Origin of the sequence: Curtobacterium sp. VKM Ac-1376, from assembly GCF_015351025.1 — a bacterium.
Lineage (GTDB): Bacteria > Actinomycetota > Actinomycetes > Actinomycetales > Microbacteriaceae > Curtobacterium.
In genome coordinates this window covers 1-16,985 of record NZ_JADKRV010000006.1, presented here as the reverse complement: position 1 = coordinate 16,985, position 16,985 = coordinate 1, and the positions used below count along the sequence as shown (strand labels likewise).

At 71.8% G+C, this 16,985-nt stretch carries 13 protein-coding genes, 1 tRNA gene and 1 riboswitch; of the genes, 8 read left to right on the top strand and 6 right to left on the bottom strand.

Going from position 1 to position 16,985, the window contains the following annotated elements; genetic code table 11:
* The first annotated feature begins 125 nt into the window (after positions 1–125).
* The 4 genes from ITJ56_RS09110 to ITJ56_RS09095 all read left to right on the top strand — a co-directional run bounded on the left by ITJ56_RS09110 (position 126) and on the right by ITJ56_RS09095 (position 1,521).
* Positions 126–287 (top strand): hypothetical protein, encoded by a 162-nt coding sequence (locus ITJ56_RS09110; protein WP_194629953.1) that lies wholly within the window; start codon positions 126–128, stop codon positions 285–287.
* Positions 288–297: 10 nt separating this feature from the next.
* The gene (orn, locus tag ITJ56_RS09105) at positions 298–936 is read left to right on the top strand and encodes an oligoribonuclease (protein ID WP_194629951.1); all 639 of its coding nucleotides are present in this window, start codon (positions 298–300) and stop codon (positions 934–936) included.
* Positions 937–1,011: 75 nt separating this feature from the next.
* Positions 1,012–1,087: transfer RNA gene (locus ITJ56_RS09100), tRNA-His, on the top strand.
* 89 nt (positions 1,088–1,176) lie between these two features.
* A complete protein-coding gene (locus ITJ56_RS09095) occupies positions 1,177–1,521 on the top strand; it encodes a metallopeptidase family protein (RefSeq protein WP_194630260.1) in 345 nt (114 codons plus the stop codon).
* A gap of 16 nt (positions 1,522–1,537) precedes the next feature.
* Here the strand turns inward: ITJ56_RS09095 and ITJ56_RS09090 are convergent, their stop codons facing one another.
* A complete protein-coding gene (locus ITJ56_RS09090) occupies positions 1,538–2,806 on the bottom strand; it encodes an acyl-CoA dehydrogenase family protein (protein ID WP_194629949.1) in 1,269 nt (422 codons plus the stop codon).
* Complete coding sequence (locus ITJ56_RS09085; RefSeq protein ID WP_194629947.1) at positions 2,803–4,242, bottom strand: LLM class flavin-dependent oxidoreductase; 1,440 nt, start codon at positions 4,240–4,242, stop codon at positions 2,803–2,805. Before ITJ56_RS09085 ends, ITJ56_RS09090 begins: the two co-directional genes overlap by 4 nt.
* Positions 4,243–4,344: 102 nt before the next feature.
* On the opposite strand from ITJ56_RS09085, the gene ITJ56_RS09080 reads away from it, so the two are divergent.
* A complete protein-coding gene (locus ITJ56_RS09080; protein WP_194629945.1) occupies positions 4,345–5,766 on the top strand; it encodes an MFS transporter in 1,422 nt (473 codons plus the stop codon).
* A gap of 77 nt (positions 5,767–5,843) precedes the next feature.
* Here the strand turns inward: ITJ56_RS09080 and ITJ56_RS09075 are convergent, their stop codons facing one another.
* From ITJ56_RS09075 to ITJ56_RS09060, 4 genes are all read right to left on the bottom strand, one after another.
* Entirely contained in the window at positions 5,844–6,443 is a 600-nt protein-coding gene (locus ITJ56_RS09075) for an ATP-binding protein (protein ID WP_323749769.1), read from the bottom strand.
* 4 nt (positions 6,444–6,447) lie between these two features.
* On the bottom strand, positions 6,448–9,135 hold the full coding sequence (locus tag ITJ56_RS18935) for an ATP-binding cassette domain-containing protein (protein ID WP_323749768.1): 2,688 nt from the start codon (positions 9,133–9,135) through the stop codon (positions 6,448–6,450).
* A 17-nt stretch (positions 9,136–9,152) separates the two neighbouring features.
* A complete protein-coding gene (locus ITJ56_RS09065) occupies positions 9,153–9,791 on the bottom strand; it encodes an ECF transporter S component (protein ID WP_027464637.1) in 639 nt (212 codons plus the stop codon).
* Positions 9,786–9,897: riboswitch (TPP riboswitch) on the bottom strand. Its footprint overlaps the gene before it by 6 nt.
* Positions 9,898–9,978: 81 nt before the next feature.
* Complete coding sequence (locus ITJ56_RS09060; protein ID WP_194629932.1) at positions 9,979–10,299, bottom strand: hypothetical protein; 321 nt, start codon at positions 10,297–10,299, stop codon at positions 9,979–9,981.
* Positions 10,300–10,426: 127 nt separating this feature from the next.
* Between ITJ56_RS09060 and glgX the strand changes: the two genes are divergently transcribed.
* Genes glgX through treZ form a run of 3 tightly spaced genes read left to right on the top strand, consistent with a single transcriptional unit; the run spans position 10,427 to position 16,907 of the window.
* Positions 10,427–12,658 (top strand): glycogen debranching protein GlgX, encoded by a 2,232-nt coding sequence (glgX, locus tag ITJ56_RS09055; RefSeq protein WP_194629930.1) that lies wholly within the window; start codon positions 10,427–10,429, stop codon positions 12,656–12,658.
* A complete protein-coding gene (treY, locus tag ITJ56_RS09050; RefSeq protein WP_194629928.1) occupies positions 12,655–15,156 on the top strand; it encodes a malto-oligosyltrehalose synthase in 2,502 nt (833 codons plus the stop codon). The genes glgX and treY overlap by 4 nt, the downstream gene beginning before the upstream one ends.
* The gene (treZ, locus tag ITJ56_RS09045) at positions 15,153–16,907 is read left to right on the top strand and encodes a malto-oligosyltrehalose trehalohydrolase (protein ID WP_194629926.1); all 1,755 of its coding nucleotides are present in this window, start codon (positions 15,153–15,155) and stop codon (positions 16,905–16,907) included. The genes treY and treZ overlap by 4 nt, the downstream gene beginning before the upstream one ends.
* Positions 16,908–16,985: the final 78 nt, after the last annotated feature.

Here is a 16,985-nt window from a genome sequence, read left to right as displayed (position 1 = left end):
GCAGCAGGCGGGGTGGCGGCGATCGCCGGGAGGCGCGGGACTGCTTGCCGGGGTCGCCTCGGGCCCCAAGCGGTCACCCCCACTGCATCCGGCCCGCCTCGCCGACGAGCGGGCGGAATGCCCGGGTGCATCCGCAGGGCGACCGCGGCATTTCGCCCGCTCGCGGATCGGGCTCGCGGAACGGGCTGGCGGATCTGGCGCTGGCGCTGGCGCTGGCGGCGCTGGCGCTGGCGCTGGCGCTGGCGATCGTCACCACCGCGTACGGGCAGCCCGCGGCCCGGGAATAGGATCGTTCCCATGGCAACCGCGAATGACCGCCTCGTCTGGATCGACTGCGAGATGACCGGCCTCGACCTCGAGGTCGACGAACTCGTCGAGGTGGCCGTGGTCATCACCGACTTCGACCTCGAGCCCGTGCACCCCGGCTTCGACATCGTGATCAAGCCGGACCAGTCCGCGCTCGACAACATGAACGAGTTCGTGACGAACATGCACACGACCTCGGGCCTGATCGAGGAGATCCCGAACGGCGTGAGCCTCGCCGACGCCGAGTACCAGGTGCTCGAGTACATCCTCCAGCACGTGCCGGCCGAGGGCTCCGCTCCCCTGGCCGGCAACACCATCGGCACGGACCGGGCGTTCCTGTCGAAGTACATGCCGCGGGTCGACGGTCACCTGCACTACCGCAGCGTCGACGTGTCGAGCATCAAGGAACTGTGCCGACGCTGGTTCCCGCGCGTGTACTTCAATGCGCCGGAGAAGCACGGCGGACACCGCGCGCTCGCGGACATCCTCGAGTCGATCCGCGAGCTCGAGTACTACCGCCGCGCGGGCTTCGTCGCCGAGCCCGGCCCGAGCACCGACGACGTGCGCGCCGTGCAGGCCGACGTCGTGGCGAAGTGGGAGCCGCGGCTCGCCCAGCCCGCGGCCGAGTAGCGACACGGGTGGTCCGCACCACTCGCCGCGTGTACTACTATTGAGTGGTCGCGCCGGTCCGCCGGTGCGAACATGGTGGATATAGCTCAGTTGGTAGAGCGCCTGGTTGTGGTCTAGGAGGTCGCGGGTTCGAGACCCGTTATTCACCCCATCACTGATGAAGATCAGACGAAGGCCCCGGTCCGATGGATCGGGGCCTTCGTCGTTCCGCCAGGTTGGTCTGCCACGATCGACCCCGTGATGGAGATGTCCGCCGACGCGTTCGAGCAGCTCGTGACCGATGAGCTCGACCTGCTCCCCGACGACATGGTCGACGGGCTCGACAACGTGGTGTTCGTGGTCGAGGACGAACCCGAGGACGGCTCCGACCTGTTCGGCGTGTACGACGGCATCGCCGCGACGGAACGCGGGCAGTACGGCTACGGGGAACTGCCTGACCGCATCGTGGTGTTCCGCAAGCAGCACCTGGCCGAGTGCGACACCGTCGAGGAACTCAAGGACGAGGTGCACACCACGCTCGTGCACGAGATCGGTCACTTCTACGGGATCGACGACGAGCGGTTGCACGAGCTCGGCTGGGCGTAGCGCCGCACGCCCCACGTCAGAACCGCGTCGGCCCCACCTCGTGGTACTTCTCCCACGCCCCCACCGGCCCCCGCCCGTGCAGCACGTACTCCCCGACCAGCCGCTCCTTGTAGACCGCCGGGTTGTGCGACGCAACGACCCGGGCGTTCCGCCAGTGCCGGTCCAGTGCACGTGTCCGGTCGGCCGCGGACGCCCCGCCGACCTCGAACAGCTCGGACGCCGAGCGGAGCACCCTCGGCCCGATCTCGATCTGCGCCTGGTACACCGCGTTCTCGGCGGCATCGAGCAGGGCACGGTCGACCCCGACGCCGGGCACGTTCGTGGCCACGACCCCGTCGAGCAACCCCGCCGCGGCGACGACCAGTGACCGGGCGGTGAAGGCGCCGGCGGAGAGCCGTCCGAGCACGGCGAGCACCTGTGGATCGTCGCCTGGACGAGCAGCGTTCGCGTGGATGTACGTCCGCGTGCGCGGGCGGACGAAGGCCACGGCGTCCTCGGACACCGCCTGCCCGATCCCGGCGAGGACCGCCAGCAGGTACAGCTGGTAGAAGGCCTGGATGTGCGAGAGCGGGGCGTCCCGGTAGGCCGACACCACCGAAGGGTCGACCGACACCCCGTCGAACACGGTCGTGCCGGACGCGGTCAACCGCTGCCCGAACCCGTCCCAGTCGTCGATGCCCGTCACGCCGGGTGCGGTGGCGTCGACGGCGAACGTCACGCGTTCCCCGTCACGGTCCGCCGCCAGGTAGATCCAGTCCGCGTAGAGCGTGCCGGTCGAGTAGTACTTCGTGCCGTCGAGACGGAACGACCCCGGGCCCGCGGGTGTCACCGTCGTCGAGATGTCGGCGAGCGTCGTGCCGGTCCGCTCGGACGTCGCGTTCCCGATGATCGCCCCGTCGACGATGCGCTGGAGCCACTCGTCCCCGCCGGCCGACGATGGCCGCAGCAGCACGAGCTCCGTGTACCCGCAGTGTCCCCGCCACAGGTGCGCGATGTTCGAGTCCGCCGCCGCCAGGTCCGCGACCAGGTGCGCGAGTTCCACCAGGGTCACCCCGAAGCCGCCGCGGTCCTCCGGCACGCGCAACCGCCCGAACCCCGCGTCGGCGAGGGCCCGGACCTCGGCGTGCGGCAGCGGGCGGTCACCCGGGGCCGCGGAGGCGAGCTCGCGCTCGACCGCGCCGTCGCGGATGGTCGCCAACAGCGGCGCGAATCGCTCGCGCAGGGCCGCCAGGCGGTCAGCCGGGAGGCCCGTCCCGCGTCCGTCGGTCGTCGTCGCGTCCGTCACGCGGGCACCTCCACCGCACGGGTCGCGTCGTCCGGGGTGGTCGCGGGCGCGGTGGCTCCGGCGCCGCCGGAGAACGCCCCGCGCCACCGCCTGGCCGGGTGCGAGTCGGGCAGCTGCGCGTGACCGAAGAGCTTCTCGCGCAGGGTCCCCTCGCGGTACTCGGACTGCATCAGCCCGCGCTCCTGCAGGGTCGGCGCGATGTTGTCGACGAACTCCTCGTACGAGCCGGGGAGCGTCCAGTTGATGACGTTCACCCCGTCGACGCCGACCCGCTGCCAGTCCGCGAGCTCGTCAGCGATCTGCTCCGGCGTCCCCACGACCCGGGCGCGGAGCTTCGCCGACAGCCTGGCGAGGTCGGCGATGGTCGGCTCGCGGTCGCCCGCCGCCTCGCGGAGCCACTGCAGGTGCGACTGCCCGGCCTGCGTCCGCACCTCGGACAGCGGGGTGTCCGGGTCGAGCGGCTCGCCGGTGTCCGGGTCGAAGCCGAGGTTCGAGTGCACGAGGAACCCGTCGGCGGCCAGGTACTCGTCGATCTCCGCTTCCTTCGCCTTCGCCTCGGCCTCGGTCGACCCGGTGACGAACGTCAGGCCGAGGAAGAACGCTATGTCGTCCCGCCGACGGCCCGCTGCCGAAGCCAGGTCGCGGGTCTCGCGGATGAGCTGCTCGGTCGCGTCGCGGTTCGAGGTCAGGATGAACTGCGCCTCGGCGTTCCGGGCGGCGAAGGCACGGCCGGCCGGCGAGGACCCCGCCTGGAACAGCACCGGAGTCCGCTGGGGGCTCGGTGCGCTGAGGTGCGGACCCTGCACGTCGTAGCGCTTGCCGTGGTGGTCGATGCGGTGCACCTTCTCGGGGTCGGCGTACCCGCGCACCGGGTCCTTGAGCACGGCGCCGTCCTCCCACGAGCCCTCCCAGAGCTTCGTGCAGACGTCGAGGTACTCCTCGGCCCAGACGTAGCGCTCGTCGTGCTCCTCGAGCCGGTCCGCGCCGAAGTTCCGGGCGGCGCTGTCGAGCGCGCTCGTGACGACGTTCCACCCGATGCGGCCGCGGGTGATGTGGTCGAGGGTGGACACCTTGCGGGCGAAGTCGAACGGGTGTGCCTGGATGACGCTCGAGGTGAAGGCGAGCCCGAGGTGCTCGGTGGACACGGCGAGCGCGGAGAGCAGCACCGACGGGTCGTTCGAGGGGATCTGGAGTCCCTCGCGCAGGTTGGTCGCGTAGTCGCCCCGTCCCGGGCCGTACGTGCCGACGACGTCGGCGAAGAACATCGCGTCGAACTTCCCCCGCTCGAGCGTCCGCGCCAGGTCGGTCCACAGCGTGACGTCGTCGAAGTCGGCCTGGCGGGCGTCGGGGTGCCGCCAGAGGCCGTGCTGGATGTGCGATGTCGTGTTCATGACGAAGGCCGCGAAGCGCAGCGGGCGGTTCGGTGCATCGCTCATGCGTCCCATCGTGGTCGGCGGGCACCGTTCGACGACAGTGCCGTGACCTCGCGTTACGCGGGGTGTTCCGCGGGCAGACGGAGCCGACCATGCTCCTGAGGCATGCCGACCCCGATCACCGCAGCCGCGCCTCCCGGCCGTCGTCCTGAGCCGACGACCACCGCGACCCGGCGTCGCGTCGCCCTCGCGTCCTTCGTCGGGACGACCGCCGAGTACTACGACTTCTACCTCTACGCGACGGCCTCGGCGCTGGTGTTCGCGCCGACGTTCTTCCCGTCCGTGACCCCCGCGGTCGGCGTGATCGCGTCGTTCGCCACCTACGGCGTGGGGTTCGTCGCCCGGCCGGTCGGCGGGATCATCGCCGGCCACCTGGGCGATCGGATCGGCCGGAAGCGGCTGCTCGTGGCGTCACTCGTGCTGATGGGCGTCGCCTCGACGCTGATCGGGGTGATCCCGTCCGCGGCCACCATCGGGGCGGGTGCCGTCGTCGCGCTGGTGATCCTCCGGCTGTTGCAGGGTGTCGCGGCCGGTGCCGAGTGGGGCGGATCGGCGCTGCTGTCGGTCGAGCACGCGCCCGAGCGGCACCGGGGCCTGTTCGGGGCGTTCACGCAGATGGGCTCGGCCGGTGGGATGCTCCTGGCGACCGGGGTGTTCACGCTCGTGCGGACGCTGCTCGGCACCGAGGCGTTCCTGGCCTGGGGCTGGCGGTTGCCGTTCCTGTTCTCGGCGGTGATCGTGGCGGTCGGCCTGGTGATCCGACTCGGGGTGCAGGACGCTCCGGTGTTCCAGGAGCTGCGGGCATCCGGCGGGGTCGAACGGTTCCCGGTCCTGCAGGCGATCCGGCACCACCCGCGGTCGATCCTGGTGACCGCGGGGCTGCGGCTCGTGCAGCCGGCGCTGTACTCGATCCTGACGACGTTCTCGCTGACCTACCTCGGCAACGTTCGCGGGCCGGCGGGCTCCGATGCGGGCCTGCAGGCCGTGCTCGTGATCTCGGCGGTGTCGCTCGTGTCGACGCCGTTCTGGGGCTGGCTGTCCGACCGGGTCGGGCGGCGGGCGCTCACCATCTGGTCGGCGGTGGGGATCGCCGTGCTCATCTGGCCGTTCTTCGCGTTCCTCGACGCCGGTCCCCTGGTGCTGCTGCCGTTCGTGGCCCTGATCGGCATGTGCGTGTTCCACGACAGCATCTACGGGCCGCAGGCGGCATGGTTCGCCGAGCAGTTCCCGACCGGTCGGCGGTACTCGGGGATGTCGCTCGGGTACCAGATCGGGTCGATCTTCTCGGTCGGGTTGACGCCGCTGCTGGCCGCCGTGTTCGTGGAGCTCGGGGGCGGGTCGCCGTGGATCCTGTGCGGGTACCTCGGGGTGTACGCGGTGCTGACGATCGTGGCGGCGGTGTTCGCGGTGGATCCGCGGGCGCGGGTGCGGCGGGAGGCGCGGGCCGCGGCGTCGGGCGGGGACGCAGGCGGCGCGGGTGCGGGTGCGGGTGCGGCGGGCGCCGACGCGGACCGGGTTTCGGGCTGAGCGACCGTTTTCGCCTGCGGAGGCCGTGACGTGTCGCTGAGCGCGAATCCTGCCGCCGTCGCGCCGCCGCGCCGCCGCTACGTCCGCAGCACCACGTCCGCGAGGTCCACAGGTCGCTCTGCGGCGATGAAGGCCTGCTCCTGCGCGGCCCACCGTTCCCACTCGCGCGCGAAGACCTCGCCGTCGCGTCCGATCGCCCGGTCCCACCGCACGGCGTCGTCGGCCTCGAGCCACACCCGCAACGAGGCCAGGGGTGCCGACGCACGGGACAGCGCACCGCACCCCTCGATCACGATCGGGGCGTCCGGGTCGGCGGGCACCCAGTCCGCCGGTCGTGCGGTCGTCCAGTCCCAGCGCCGGTAGCCGCTCGGCTCGCCGAGGACATCGCGGACCACGGCATCGGCCGCCGCGCGCAGGCCGTCCCACCCCGGGTAGAGGTCGTCCAGGTGCACGAGCTGCGCACCGAGCCGCTCGGCGACGTGCCGGCCGAGGGTCGTCTTGCCGGTGCCGGACCGGCCGTCGACGAGCACCACCAGGCGACGGCCCGAGAAGGCTGCGGCACCGACGGCAGCGGCGGCGATGCCGTCGGCCAGCTCGTCAGCTGCGGCGATCCCGTTCGCTGCGGCGGCCCCATCTGCTGCTGCGGTCCCGCCGGCCGCTGTTTCGCCCTTCGTCACCGCCTCAGGCACGCCAGGTCCCCGCGGACACCGCGACCGTGATCGACACCGCGCCGATCCCGACGAGCACCGTGATCATGGCCCACTCCGGCCCGGCGAACCGCGCGACCCGCGCCCAGGTCCGCCGCCCGGGAGCACCGAACCCCCGCGACTCCATCGCCACCGCCAGGGTCGTCGCCCGGCGCAGCGCGAGCACGAGCAGCGCGAACGCCATCGTCGCTCCGCGGCGGAGCCGTCCGGAGTCGGCCAGGCCTCGGGCACGTCGCGCCATCGCGAGTTGTCGCCAGTCGTCGATGAGCAGCGTCATCATGCGGACGGCGGCGAGCGCGCCGAGCACGAAGCGCGCGGGCAGCCGCAGCACCTGTGCGAGCCCGTCGGCCAGGTCGGTCGGGTCGACCCGCACGAAGAGCACTATGGCGGGCACCCCCACCGCGAGGACCCGGAGCGCGGTCGCCAACGCGAGCGTCAGCGACCCGTCGGTGACGTGCGCGAACCCGAGGTCGAACCACTCCCGACCGGAGGGCCTGCCGTACAGCGCGATGCTCACCGCCGTCAGCGGGACCGCGACGAGCACCGGTGCGAGTCGGAGCAGCAGGGTCCGGACCGGCAGGCGCAGGAGCGGGAGGAGCAGGAGTTCGAGTGCCAGGGCGACCGCGGCCGACACGACGTCGAGGCTCAGCACCAGGCAGACGCCGAGGGCGAGCACGCCGATCAGGGAAGCGACCGGCTGGACGCCTGGGATGCCGGTCGCGCGCGCCGGCAGCGGTCGTCGCGTCCGGTCCGTTCGGTCCGCCGCGCCCGTGCCGTCGGTTCGGTCCGCCGCGCCCGTGCCGTCGGTTCGGTCCGCCGCGCCCGTCCCGTCGGGTCGGTCTGCCGCGTCGGTTCGGTCCGCCGCGTCGGTTCGGTCTGGAGGCCCGGGGCTACCCAGCGCTGTCCGCTCCGTCCCCGGGGTGGTCGCAACCGACAGCCCCTGGTCGCGCCCGACGGTCCGGGCGCCGTCCGGTCCGAGGACGACCTCGTCGGCGTCGAGTGCCCGGACGAGATCGCGGTCGTGGGTGACCGCCACGACCGCGGTGCCGGCGTCAGCGAGGGCCCCGAGCCGTCCGACGACCGCCTGCCACGTGGCGCGGTCCTGGCCGGAGGTCGGCTCGTCGAGCACGACGACCGGCGGCCGGGCGGCGATGACCGAGGCGATCGCGAGTCGTCGTTGTTCGCCCCCGGACAGGGTGAAGGGGTTGGCGTCGGCCAGGTGTGCGAGCCCGAACTCGTCGAGCAGCGCGGTGGCCCGGTCGGCAGCGTCCGGCTCGCCGACCGCACGGGGACCGGCTTCGACCTCCTCACGGACGGAGCGGGCGACGAACTGATGCTCCGGGTCCTGGAACACCGTGCCGATCCGGGCGGCGAGTTCGCGGCTCGTCCAGTCGTGCGGGGCCTCCCCGATGCCGTCGGCGAGGGTGTCCATGGCACGGAGCTCGCCTCCCGCCGGTGCCAGGAGGCCCGCGAGGGTCAGTCCGAGCGTCGACTTGCCGACGCCGTTCGGTCCGGTGACGGCGAGGACCTGCCCGGCCCGCAGCCCGAGGTCGATGCCGTTCCCGATCGCCTGCTTCCCCCGGGCCGTGCCGAGCCCTCGAGTCTCGAGCAGCACCGACGCCCCTTCGTCACGCGCCCCCTCGCCACGCGCCCCCTCGCCGAGCGGGCGGAATGCCGCGGTCAATCCCTCGTCCGACCGCGGCATCTCGCCCGCTCGGCCGGGCGACGTCGTCTCACGCGCCCCCTCGCCAGGCGCCCCCTCGCCGAGCGGGCGGAATGCCGCGGTCGCTCCCTCGGCCGGCCCGGGCATTTCGCCCGCTCGGCCGGCCGGACCGTGCCGCCGGGCTGCACCCCGCCCGGGCTCGGCACCGGGCACCCACACACCCGCCGCCGTCAGGGCAGCGCCGTGGGCCGCCAGCACCTGGGCAGGCGGACCGTCGGCGACGACACCACCGGCGGGTTCGAGCAGCACGAGTCGGTCGACCAGGTCGAGCCAGGTGCCGATGCGGTGCTCCACCACCAGCAGGGTCGCTCCCGTCTCGTCGAGGAGCGCCCGGACCGCGTCGTGGACCTGCGCCACGCCGTCCGGGTCGAGGTTCGCGCAGGGTTCGTCGAGCACCAGCGCCCCCGGTCGCATCGCGAGCACGCCCGCGAGCGCCAACCGCTGCCGCTGCCCACCGGACAACTGCGCGGTGGAGCGGTCGAGCGGCAGGTCGAGGCCGACGACGTCGAGCGCCGACCGCACCCGGTCCCACGTCTCGTCGCGCGGGACGCCGGCGTTCTCGCAGCCGAAGGCCACGTCGTCGCCGACGCGTGACATGACGGTGTGTGCCTCGGGGTCCTGCATGACGAGACCGACACGCCCGCGGACCGCGCGGGGGTCGGCCTCGTCGACCAGGAGTGTTCCCTGCACCGACGCCGCGGTGTCGTCGGTGGCATCGGGTTCGTCGGGCAGCACGCCGGCGACCGCTCGCAGGAGCGTCGACTTGCCGGCACCGGACGGCCCGACGACGGCGACCCGCTCCCCCGGCTCGACGGTCAGGTCGACACCTCGGACGGCCCAGGCGTCCCGCTCCGGGTAGCGCCAGCCCCAGGCACGGAAGGCGATGCGTGCTCCGCGGAGCCCGGCACCGGCGTCGCCGCCGGCGGAAGGGGACGTCACCGACGGAGCGGGCACGCTCACACCAGGGCGCGCGGCTCGCGACGGCTGTGCTCGCGGCCGGCGGCGAACGACGACAGCACCCCGGTGCGGGCGAGTGCCCGGACGATGAGCCACGAGCCCGCCCCCGCGATCACGGCGCCGGAGATCACCGCGCAGATCACGTAGACGACCTTGAACGCGACGTCAAGGCCCGGGTACCAGAGGACGGTGTCGTTGATGCCGAGCGCGAGTCCGGCCGCGGCACCGGCGAGCACGACGACCGGCAGCCGGTAGACCCGGTACAGGAACAGGGCGAGGACGATCTCGGCGCCGAGGCCCTGCACGAGGCCTGCCTCGAGCGTCAGCCACCCCCACTGCGTGCCGAACAACGCCTCGACCGAGGCGGCGACCATCTCGCCGTAGAGCGCGGCGCCGGGTTTCCGGACGACGATCGCGACGATCGGTCCGGCGAGCAGCCAGACCCCGCCGAACAGGGCCTTCGTGCCGGGGAGCACGAGGTCCATGACGGCGCTGATGGGCTCGTAGCCGAACTCCCAGAGTCGGAAGACGACCCCGAGGGCCACGGCGAGGACGCTCGCGACGACGATGTCGACGACCCGCCAACGCAGCGATCGCCTCGGAGCGGTGGTGACGGTTGTAGACGTGCCTGAAGGCATGGTGCTGACTCCTCCCTGCGCCGGCATGATCCGGATCAGGTTCGACGGTCGGAGCGCCGTTCGCTCCCTCTCAGCCCGGCGGTCCCGGACTCCCGTGTGTGTGCCAGCAGTCTAGACGCGGTCGCGACCGCGTGACGGACGGGAGGCCCGTGGCGGTGTCGCCACGGGCCTCCCGTCCGTCATCGGGTCACTTCTTGAGCGCGCGCACCAGCTTGCGCAGGACACGCCCGGCCACCCACACGAAGGGGATGCCCACGACGATGAGGGAGATCGGGTTCGGTTCGAACACGAGGTCCTTGCCGGGACGACGGACGTACGCACCGACCGGGGCCGACAGCCCACCGCCACCACCGCCGCCGTTCTCGTCCTCCCCGCCGCCGCCGAACCCGAACCAGCTGACGGACACGGGGATGAGGGTCTGGTCGCCGACCTCGACGGGCTCTCCGTAGTTCGTGGAGACCCCGAGCGGGCGGACCTGTTCTGCGATCTGCGTGACGATGTTGGCCATGGGCGTGACGCTACTCGTCCCTTCCTCCACAGGCCGCGCTGTGCACCGGGTGTCCACAACTGAGGCTTGTCTGCGGACGCGGTCGGCCCACGCCGATATGTTGGCGCCACTACACCTGGAGGACCGTTTGCACACCTGGCCCGGAAACCCGTACCCGCTCGGGGCGACCTACGACGGAAGCGGCACGAACTTCGCGCTCTTCAGCGAGATCGCCGAGCGCGTTGAACTCTGTCTGTTCGATTCCGACGGCAACGAAGAATGCGTCCGCCTGCTCGAGGTGGATGCCTACGTCTGGCACGCGTACCTCCCGAACGTCGGCCCGGGGCAGGAGTACGGATTCCGAGTCCACGGCCCGTACGACCCCGAGAACGGCGCCCGCTGCAACCCGTCGAAGCTCCTGCTCGACCCGTACGCCAAGGCGACCAGCGGCGAGATCGACTGGGACCAGTCCCTCTTCTCGTACACGTTCGGCGACCCCGACTCGACGAACGACGACGACTCCGCCACGCACATGATGAAGGGCGTCGTCATCAACCCGTTCTTCGACTGGCAGGGCGACCGCGCACCGCGTACCCCGTACGGCGAGACGGTCATCTACGAGGCGCACGTCAAGGGCCTCACCGAGACCCACCCCGACGTTCCGGAAGAGCAGCGCGGCACCTACGCCGGCGTGTCGCACCCGGCGGTGATCGAACACCTGCAGCGCCTCGGGGTCACCACCCTCGAGCTCATGCCCGTGCACCAGTTCGTGAACGACTCGACCCTGCAGGACAAGGGGCTGTCGAACTACTGGGGCTACAACACCATCGGCTTCTTCGCGCCGCACTCCTCGTACTCGTCCTCGGGCGACAAGGGGCAGCAGGTCCAGGAGTTCAAGACGATGGTGCGCGAGCTGCACCGCGCCGGCATCGAGGTCGTCCTCGACGTCGTCTACAACCACACCGCCGAGGGCAACCACCTCGGCCCGACGCTGTCGTTCCGCGGCATCGACAACGCGGCCTACTACCGTCTGATGGACGACGACCAGCGCTACTACATGGACTACACGGGCACCGGGAACTCGCTCAACGTCGGGCACCCGCACTCGCTGCAGCTCATCCTCGACTCGCTGCGCTACTGGGTGACCGAGATGCACGTCGACGGCTTCCGCTTCGACCTCGCCTCGGCGCTGGCCCGTGAGTTCTACGAGGTCGACCGCCTGTCGGCCTTCTTCGAGCTCGTGCAGCAGGACCCGATCGTGTCGCGGGTCAAGCTGATCGCCGAGCCGTGGGACGTCGGCCCCGGCGGCTACCAGGTCGGCAACTTCCCGCCGCAGTGGTCCGAGTGGAACGGCAAGTACCGGGACACCGTCCGCGACTTCTGGCGCGGCGAGTCCTCGACCCTCGGTGAGTTCGCGTCCCGAATCTCGGGCTCGGCGGACCTGTACGAACACGACGGTCGCACGCCCAAGGCGAGCATCAACTTCATCACCGCGCACGACGGCTTCACGCTGTACGACCTGGTGGCCTACAACGAGAAGCACAACGAGGCCAACGGCGAGGACAACAACGACGGCGAGAGCCACAACCGATCGTGGAACTCCGGCGCAGAGGGCCCGACTGACGACGAAGCCGTGAACGCCCTGCGCGTGCAGCGCCGCCGGAACTTCCTGGCGACCCTGCTGCTCAGCCAGGGCGTGCCGATGATCGCCCACGGCGACGAACTCGGCCGCACACAGTCCGGCAACAACAACGTCTACGCCCAGGACTCCGAGCTCAGCTGGATCGACTGGGAGACCGCGGACGAGGACCTCATCCAGTTCACAGCCGACGTGGTGAAGCTCCGCCACGACCACCCGACGTTCCGACGGACCCGGTACTTCAACGGCCGTCCGGTCCGCCGGGGCGAGGGCGAACCGCTGCCCGACGTGGTGTGGTTGACCCCCTCGGGTGACGCCATGGACCCAGAGGACTGGGACTCCGGCTTCGGCAAGAGCGTCGGCATGTACCTGAACGGCGAGGGCATCCGCGGGCGCGACGCCCGTGGTGAGCGCGTCACCGACGTGGCGTTCCTGACCTACTTCAATGCCCACGACGACGTCGTGACCTTCACCCTGCCGCCCGAGGAGTACGCGCCCGGCTGGACCGTGCGCATCGACACCGCGGACCCGGGCGCCCGCGAGGAGATCCTGGAGGCAAGCACCCCGCTCGACGTGCCGGCCCGGTCGATGATCGTGCTCCGCGCCGAGCCCGACCACGAGGTCAGCGTCACCTCGGTCGAGGACGAGTACCACGCCGGCGCGCCGGCGCCGGTCGCCCCGCAGGACGCCGTGACCCCGGCGAACGCCGCCGGCGCTGCGGAGAGCGGAGCAGCACGATGACCAGCAACGCGGTCGGAGCCGGGCGTCGTGTCCCTGCCTCGACGTACCGGCTGCAGGTGTCGGTCGACTTCGACCTGGCCGCCGCCCGCGACCTCGTCGACTACGTGCGCGACCTCGGAGCCGACTGGCTCTACCTGTCGCCGGTGCTGCAGGCGGAGTCCGGTTCCAACCACGGGTACGACGTGGTCGACCACACCAGGGTCGACACCGACCGCGGCGGGGACGACGCGATGCGTGCCCTCGCCGAGGCCGCGCACGCCGTCGGCCTCGGCGTGCTCGTCGACGTGGTGCCGAACCACGTCGGCGTCGCGACCCCCGAGTCGAACCCGTGGTGGTGGTCCCTGCTCGAACTCGGCCAGGGCTCCCCCGTGGCGTGGGCGTTCGACGTGGACTGGGACGCCGGCGACGGCAGGCTCCGGGTCCCCGTGCTCGACGACCGGCTGCTCGACGCGGTCAGGCTCGACACGTCGGACCCACAGCGTCCCGTGCTCCGGGTCGGCGACACCGCCTACCCGACCGCGCCGGGCACGGTGCAGGACGGCGACGACGTCGAGACCGTGCACGAGCGGCAGCACTACGCGTTCGTGCACTGGAAGCGCGCCGACCACGACCTGAACTACCGCCGGTTCTTCGCGGTGAACACCCTCGCCGCGATCCGCGTCGAGGAACCCGAGGTCTTCGCGGCCTCGCACGGCGTCATCGGCGGCTGGTTCCGCGACGGACTGGTCGACGGGCTCCGCATCGACCACCCGGACGGGCTGTACGACCCCGCCGGCTACCTGCAGGACCTGGCCGAGCTGACCGGTGGCGCCTACACGCTGGTCGAGAAGATCCTCGAGCCCGGCGAACAGCTGCCCAGCTCGTGGCCGGTCGACGGCACCACCGGCTACGACGCCCTCGGGGTACTCGACCGCGTGTTCGTCGACCCCGCGGGCGAACAGGCCCTGACCGCTGCGTCCGGATCCGAGCCCGCCGACTGGCAGCAGCTCACGCACGACACCCGGCGCGGCATCGCGGACGGCATCCTCGGCAGCGAGGTCCAGCGGCTCGCCCGCCTGCTCGCACCGACCGCCGCGACGGACACCATCACGCACGACCGCATCGTCGACGCGGTCGCCGAGATCGTGGCGTCCTTCGATGTGTACCGCACGTACCTGCCCGAGGGTGCGCACCACCTCATCACCGCACTCGAGCGCGCGGCCGAGGCCCGTCCGGACCTCGACGACGTCATCGACCGGATCGCACCGGCGCTCATCGACCCGACGAACGCGGCGGCGATCCGCCTGCAGCAGACCAGCGGCATGGTGATGGCGAAGGGCGTCGAGGACACGGCGTTCTACCGCACGTCGCGCCTGTCGTCCCTGAGCGAGGTCGGTGGCGACCCGAGCGTCTTCGCGGTCTCCGTCGCGGACTTCCACCGGGCGCAGCGCGAACGGCTCGGCAGCTGGCCGCACACGATGACCGCGCTCACCACGCACGACACGAAGCGCAGCGAGGACACCCGCGCCCGCATCGCGGTGCTGGCCGAGCTGGGCGACGAGTGGGCTGCCACGCTCGAGCGCCTGCAGTCGCTCGTGCCGTTGCAGGACCGCGTGTTCGCCGACCTGCTCTGGCAGGCCATCGTCGGTGCCCGGCCCGCCAGCCGTGAGCGTCTGCACGCCTACGCCGAGAAGGCCTCCCGCGAAGCCGGTGACAGCACCACGTGGACGGAGCCCGACGAGGCGTTCGAGCAGCAGATGCACGCGATCGTGGACGCCGCGTTCGACAACCCGGGCGTCGTCGCCGTGCTCGACGCCCTCGACGAGCAGATCGACGCCGCCGGATGGTCGAACGGACTCGCCCAGAAGCTCGTCCAGCTCACCGCCCCGGGCGTCCCCGACGTCTACCAGGGCACCGAGTTCTGGGACCGCTCGCTCGTCGACCCCGACAACCGTCGCCCGGTCGACTACGCCGAGCGGCGCCACGTGCTCGCCGAGCTCGACGGTCCGGACGACGACGGCCCCGAGGACCTGCCGGCGATCGGCATCGACGGTGCCGCGAAGCTCCTGGTGACGACCCGCGCACTGCGCATCCGTCGGGACCACCCGGAGCTGTTCACGAGGTACCTCGAGCTCGAGGCCACCGGCAGCGCGGCGGACCACGTCGTCGCGTTCGACCGCGGCGGTGCCGTGACGATCGCGACACGTCTGCCGATCGGCCTCGGCCGGGTCGGCGGCTGGGGCGACACGCTGGTGCACGCCGTCCCCGTCGAACGCGTCGACCTGCTCACCGGCCGACACGTCCCCGCCGACCGCGGGATCGCGCTGGCCGAGCTGCTCACCACCTACCCGGTCGCGCTGCTCGTGCCCGCCGACGCCATCGGTGCAACCGGCCACGCCGACGCGGTGCCCGCCGTGTCCGACGCGAACGGTGCCTCCCGGCCCGACGCCGACAGCACGACGGACGCCGCCGAGACCGACGCGCAGGCCGAGATCGACATCCTGGAGGGTCACGCATGACCGCACCCGATCGCTACGCCGTCTGGGCACCCGAGCCGGACCGTGTCCGGCTCGTCGTCGACGACGTCGAGTACCCACTCACCCGCGGTGAGGACGACTGGTGGTCCACTGACGCCGTGATGCCGGTCGTCGGCGCCCGCTACGGGTTCCGCATCGGCGACGACGACGCGGTCCGACCGGACCCGCGCAGCCGGTACCAGCCCGAGGGCGTGCACGGCCCGTCCGAGGTCGTCGACCCCGCACGGTTCGCGTGGACCGACGAGTCGTGGACCGGACGTCCGGCCCGCGGCGCCGTGATCTACGAGATGCACATCGGCACCTACACGCCCGAGGGCACGCTCGACGCCGCCGCCCAGAAGCTGGACCACCTGGTCGAGCTCGGGGTCGAGTTCGTCGAGCTGCTCCCCGTCAACGCGGTGAACGGCGAGTGGAACTGGGGCTACGACGGCGTCGGCTGGTTCTCCGTGCACGCCCCGTACGGCGGCCCGGACGCCTACGACCGGTTCGTCGACACCGCGCACGCGCTGGGGCTCGGCGTCATCCAGGACGTCGTCTACAACCACCTCGGACCGAGCGGCAACTACCTGCCGCTGTACGGCCCGTACCTGCTCGCCGGGCTCGGCAACACGTGGGGCGACTCGGTGAACGTCGAGCACCCCGAGGTCCGTCGGTACGTGCTCGACAACGTGCGCATGTGGTTCCGTGACCACCACGTCGACGGGCTCCGGCTCGACGCCGTGCACGCGATCCGCGACACCACCCGACCGCACGTGCTCGCGTTGATGGCCGACGAGACCGAGGCGTACTCCTCGTTCGTGGGACGACCGCTGTCACTCATCGCCGAGTCCGACCTCAACGACCCGGTCATGTTCCGTCCGCGCGAAGCCGCGGGCTACGGGCTGGCCGGGCAGTGGTCGGACGACTTCCACCACGCGGTGCACGTCGCGCTCACCCGCGAGACGAACGGCTACTACGCCGACTTCGCCCCGCTGTCGGCGCTCGCGAAGGTGCTCGAGGACGGCTTCTTCCACGACGGCACGTGGTCGTCGTTCCGCGGCAGGCGACACGGTCGGCCGATCGACCGCGGGACCTCCCCTGCCACGGCACTGGTCGTCGCGAACCAGAACCACGACCAGATCGGGAACCGCGCCGCTGGCGACCGTCTGGCGGCGACCCTCGACGACGAAGGGCTCGTGATCGCTGCGGCGCTGACGCTGCTCGGGCCCTTCACCCCGATGCTGTTCATGGGCGAGGAGTTCGCGGCCTCGACCCCGTGGCAGTTCTTCACGTCGCACCCCGAGCCGGAACTCGGCAAGGCCACCGCGGACGGCCGCATCGCCGAGTTCGCCGACCACGGGTGGGACGAGTCGGCCGTGCCCGACCCGCAGGACCCGTCGACGTTCACCAACTCGAAGCTCGACTGGGCGGACGTCCACTCCGAGCGGGGCGCGGCGATCCTCCGCGCGTACCGGGTCCTCATCGCCCTGCGCCGGACCGACCAGGCGTTCGTCGACCACCGGTACGAGGCGAACGCGGTGCGCTTCGACGAGAGCCACCGCTGGCTCGTCCTCACGCGCGGGCTGCTCGGCCCGGACGTCACGCCGGTGCACGTAGTGGTGAACTTCGCCGACGACGCCGCCGAGGTGCCCGTGCCCGACGCCACCGGCGAGGAACTCTACGGCTTCGGTGCGACCGAGGTCGATGGCGGCATCGTCCGCTTCGGGGGACGCGGTGTGGTGGTGCTGCGCTAGGTGTACTGCCCAGGGACGTTGGTTGAGCTGCGACGACTCGCTGTAGTCGTTGGGATGTGAGAAGGACCTCCTGCGGTG

Excerpts from the sequence above, each read along its gene's own strand:
- orn (WP_194629951.1), top strand. The coding sequence starts at position 298 with ATGGCAACCGCGAATGACCGCCTCGTCTGGATCGACTGCGAGATGACC.
- ITJ56_RS09095 (WP_194630260.1), top strand. The coding sequence starts at position 1,177 with ATGGAGATGTCCGCCGACGCGTTCGAGCAGCTCGTGACCGATGAGCTC.
- ITJ56_RS09085 (WP_194629947.1), bottom strand. The coding sequence starts at position 4,242 with ATGAGCGATGCACCGAACCGCCCGCTGCGCTTCGCGGCCTTCGTCATG.
- ITJ56_RS09080 (WP_194629945.1), top strand. The coding sequence starts at position 4,345 with ATGCCGACCCCGATCACCGCAGCCGCGCCTCCCGGCCGTCGTCCTGAG.
- ITJ56_RS09065 (WP_027464637.1), bottom strand. The coding sequence starts at position 9,791 with ATGCCTTCAGGCACGTCTACAACCGTCACCACCGCTCCGAGGCGATCG.
- ITJ56_RS09060 (WP_194629932.1), bottom strand. The coding sequence starts at position 10,299 with ATGGCCAACATCGTCACGCAGATCGCAGAACAGGTCCGCCCGCTCGGG.
- treY (WP_194629928.1), top strand. The coding sequence starts at position 12,655 with ATGACCAGCAACGCGGTCGGAGCCGGGCGTCGTGTCCCTGCCTCGACG.
- treZ (WP_194629926.1), top strand. The coding sequence starts at position 15,153 with ATGACCGCACCCGATCGCTACGCCGTCTGGGCACCCGAGCCGGACCGT.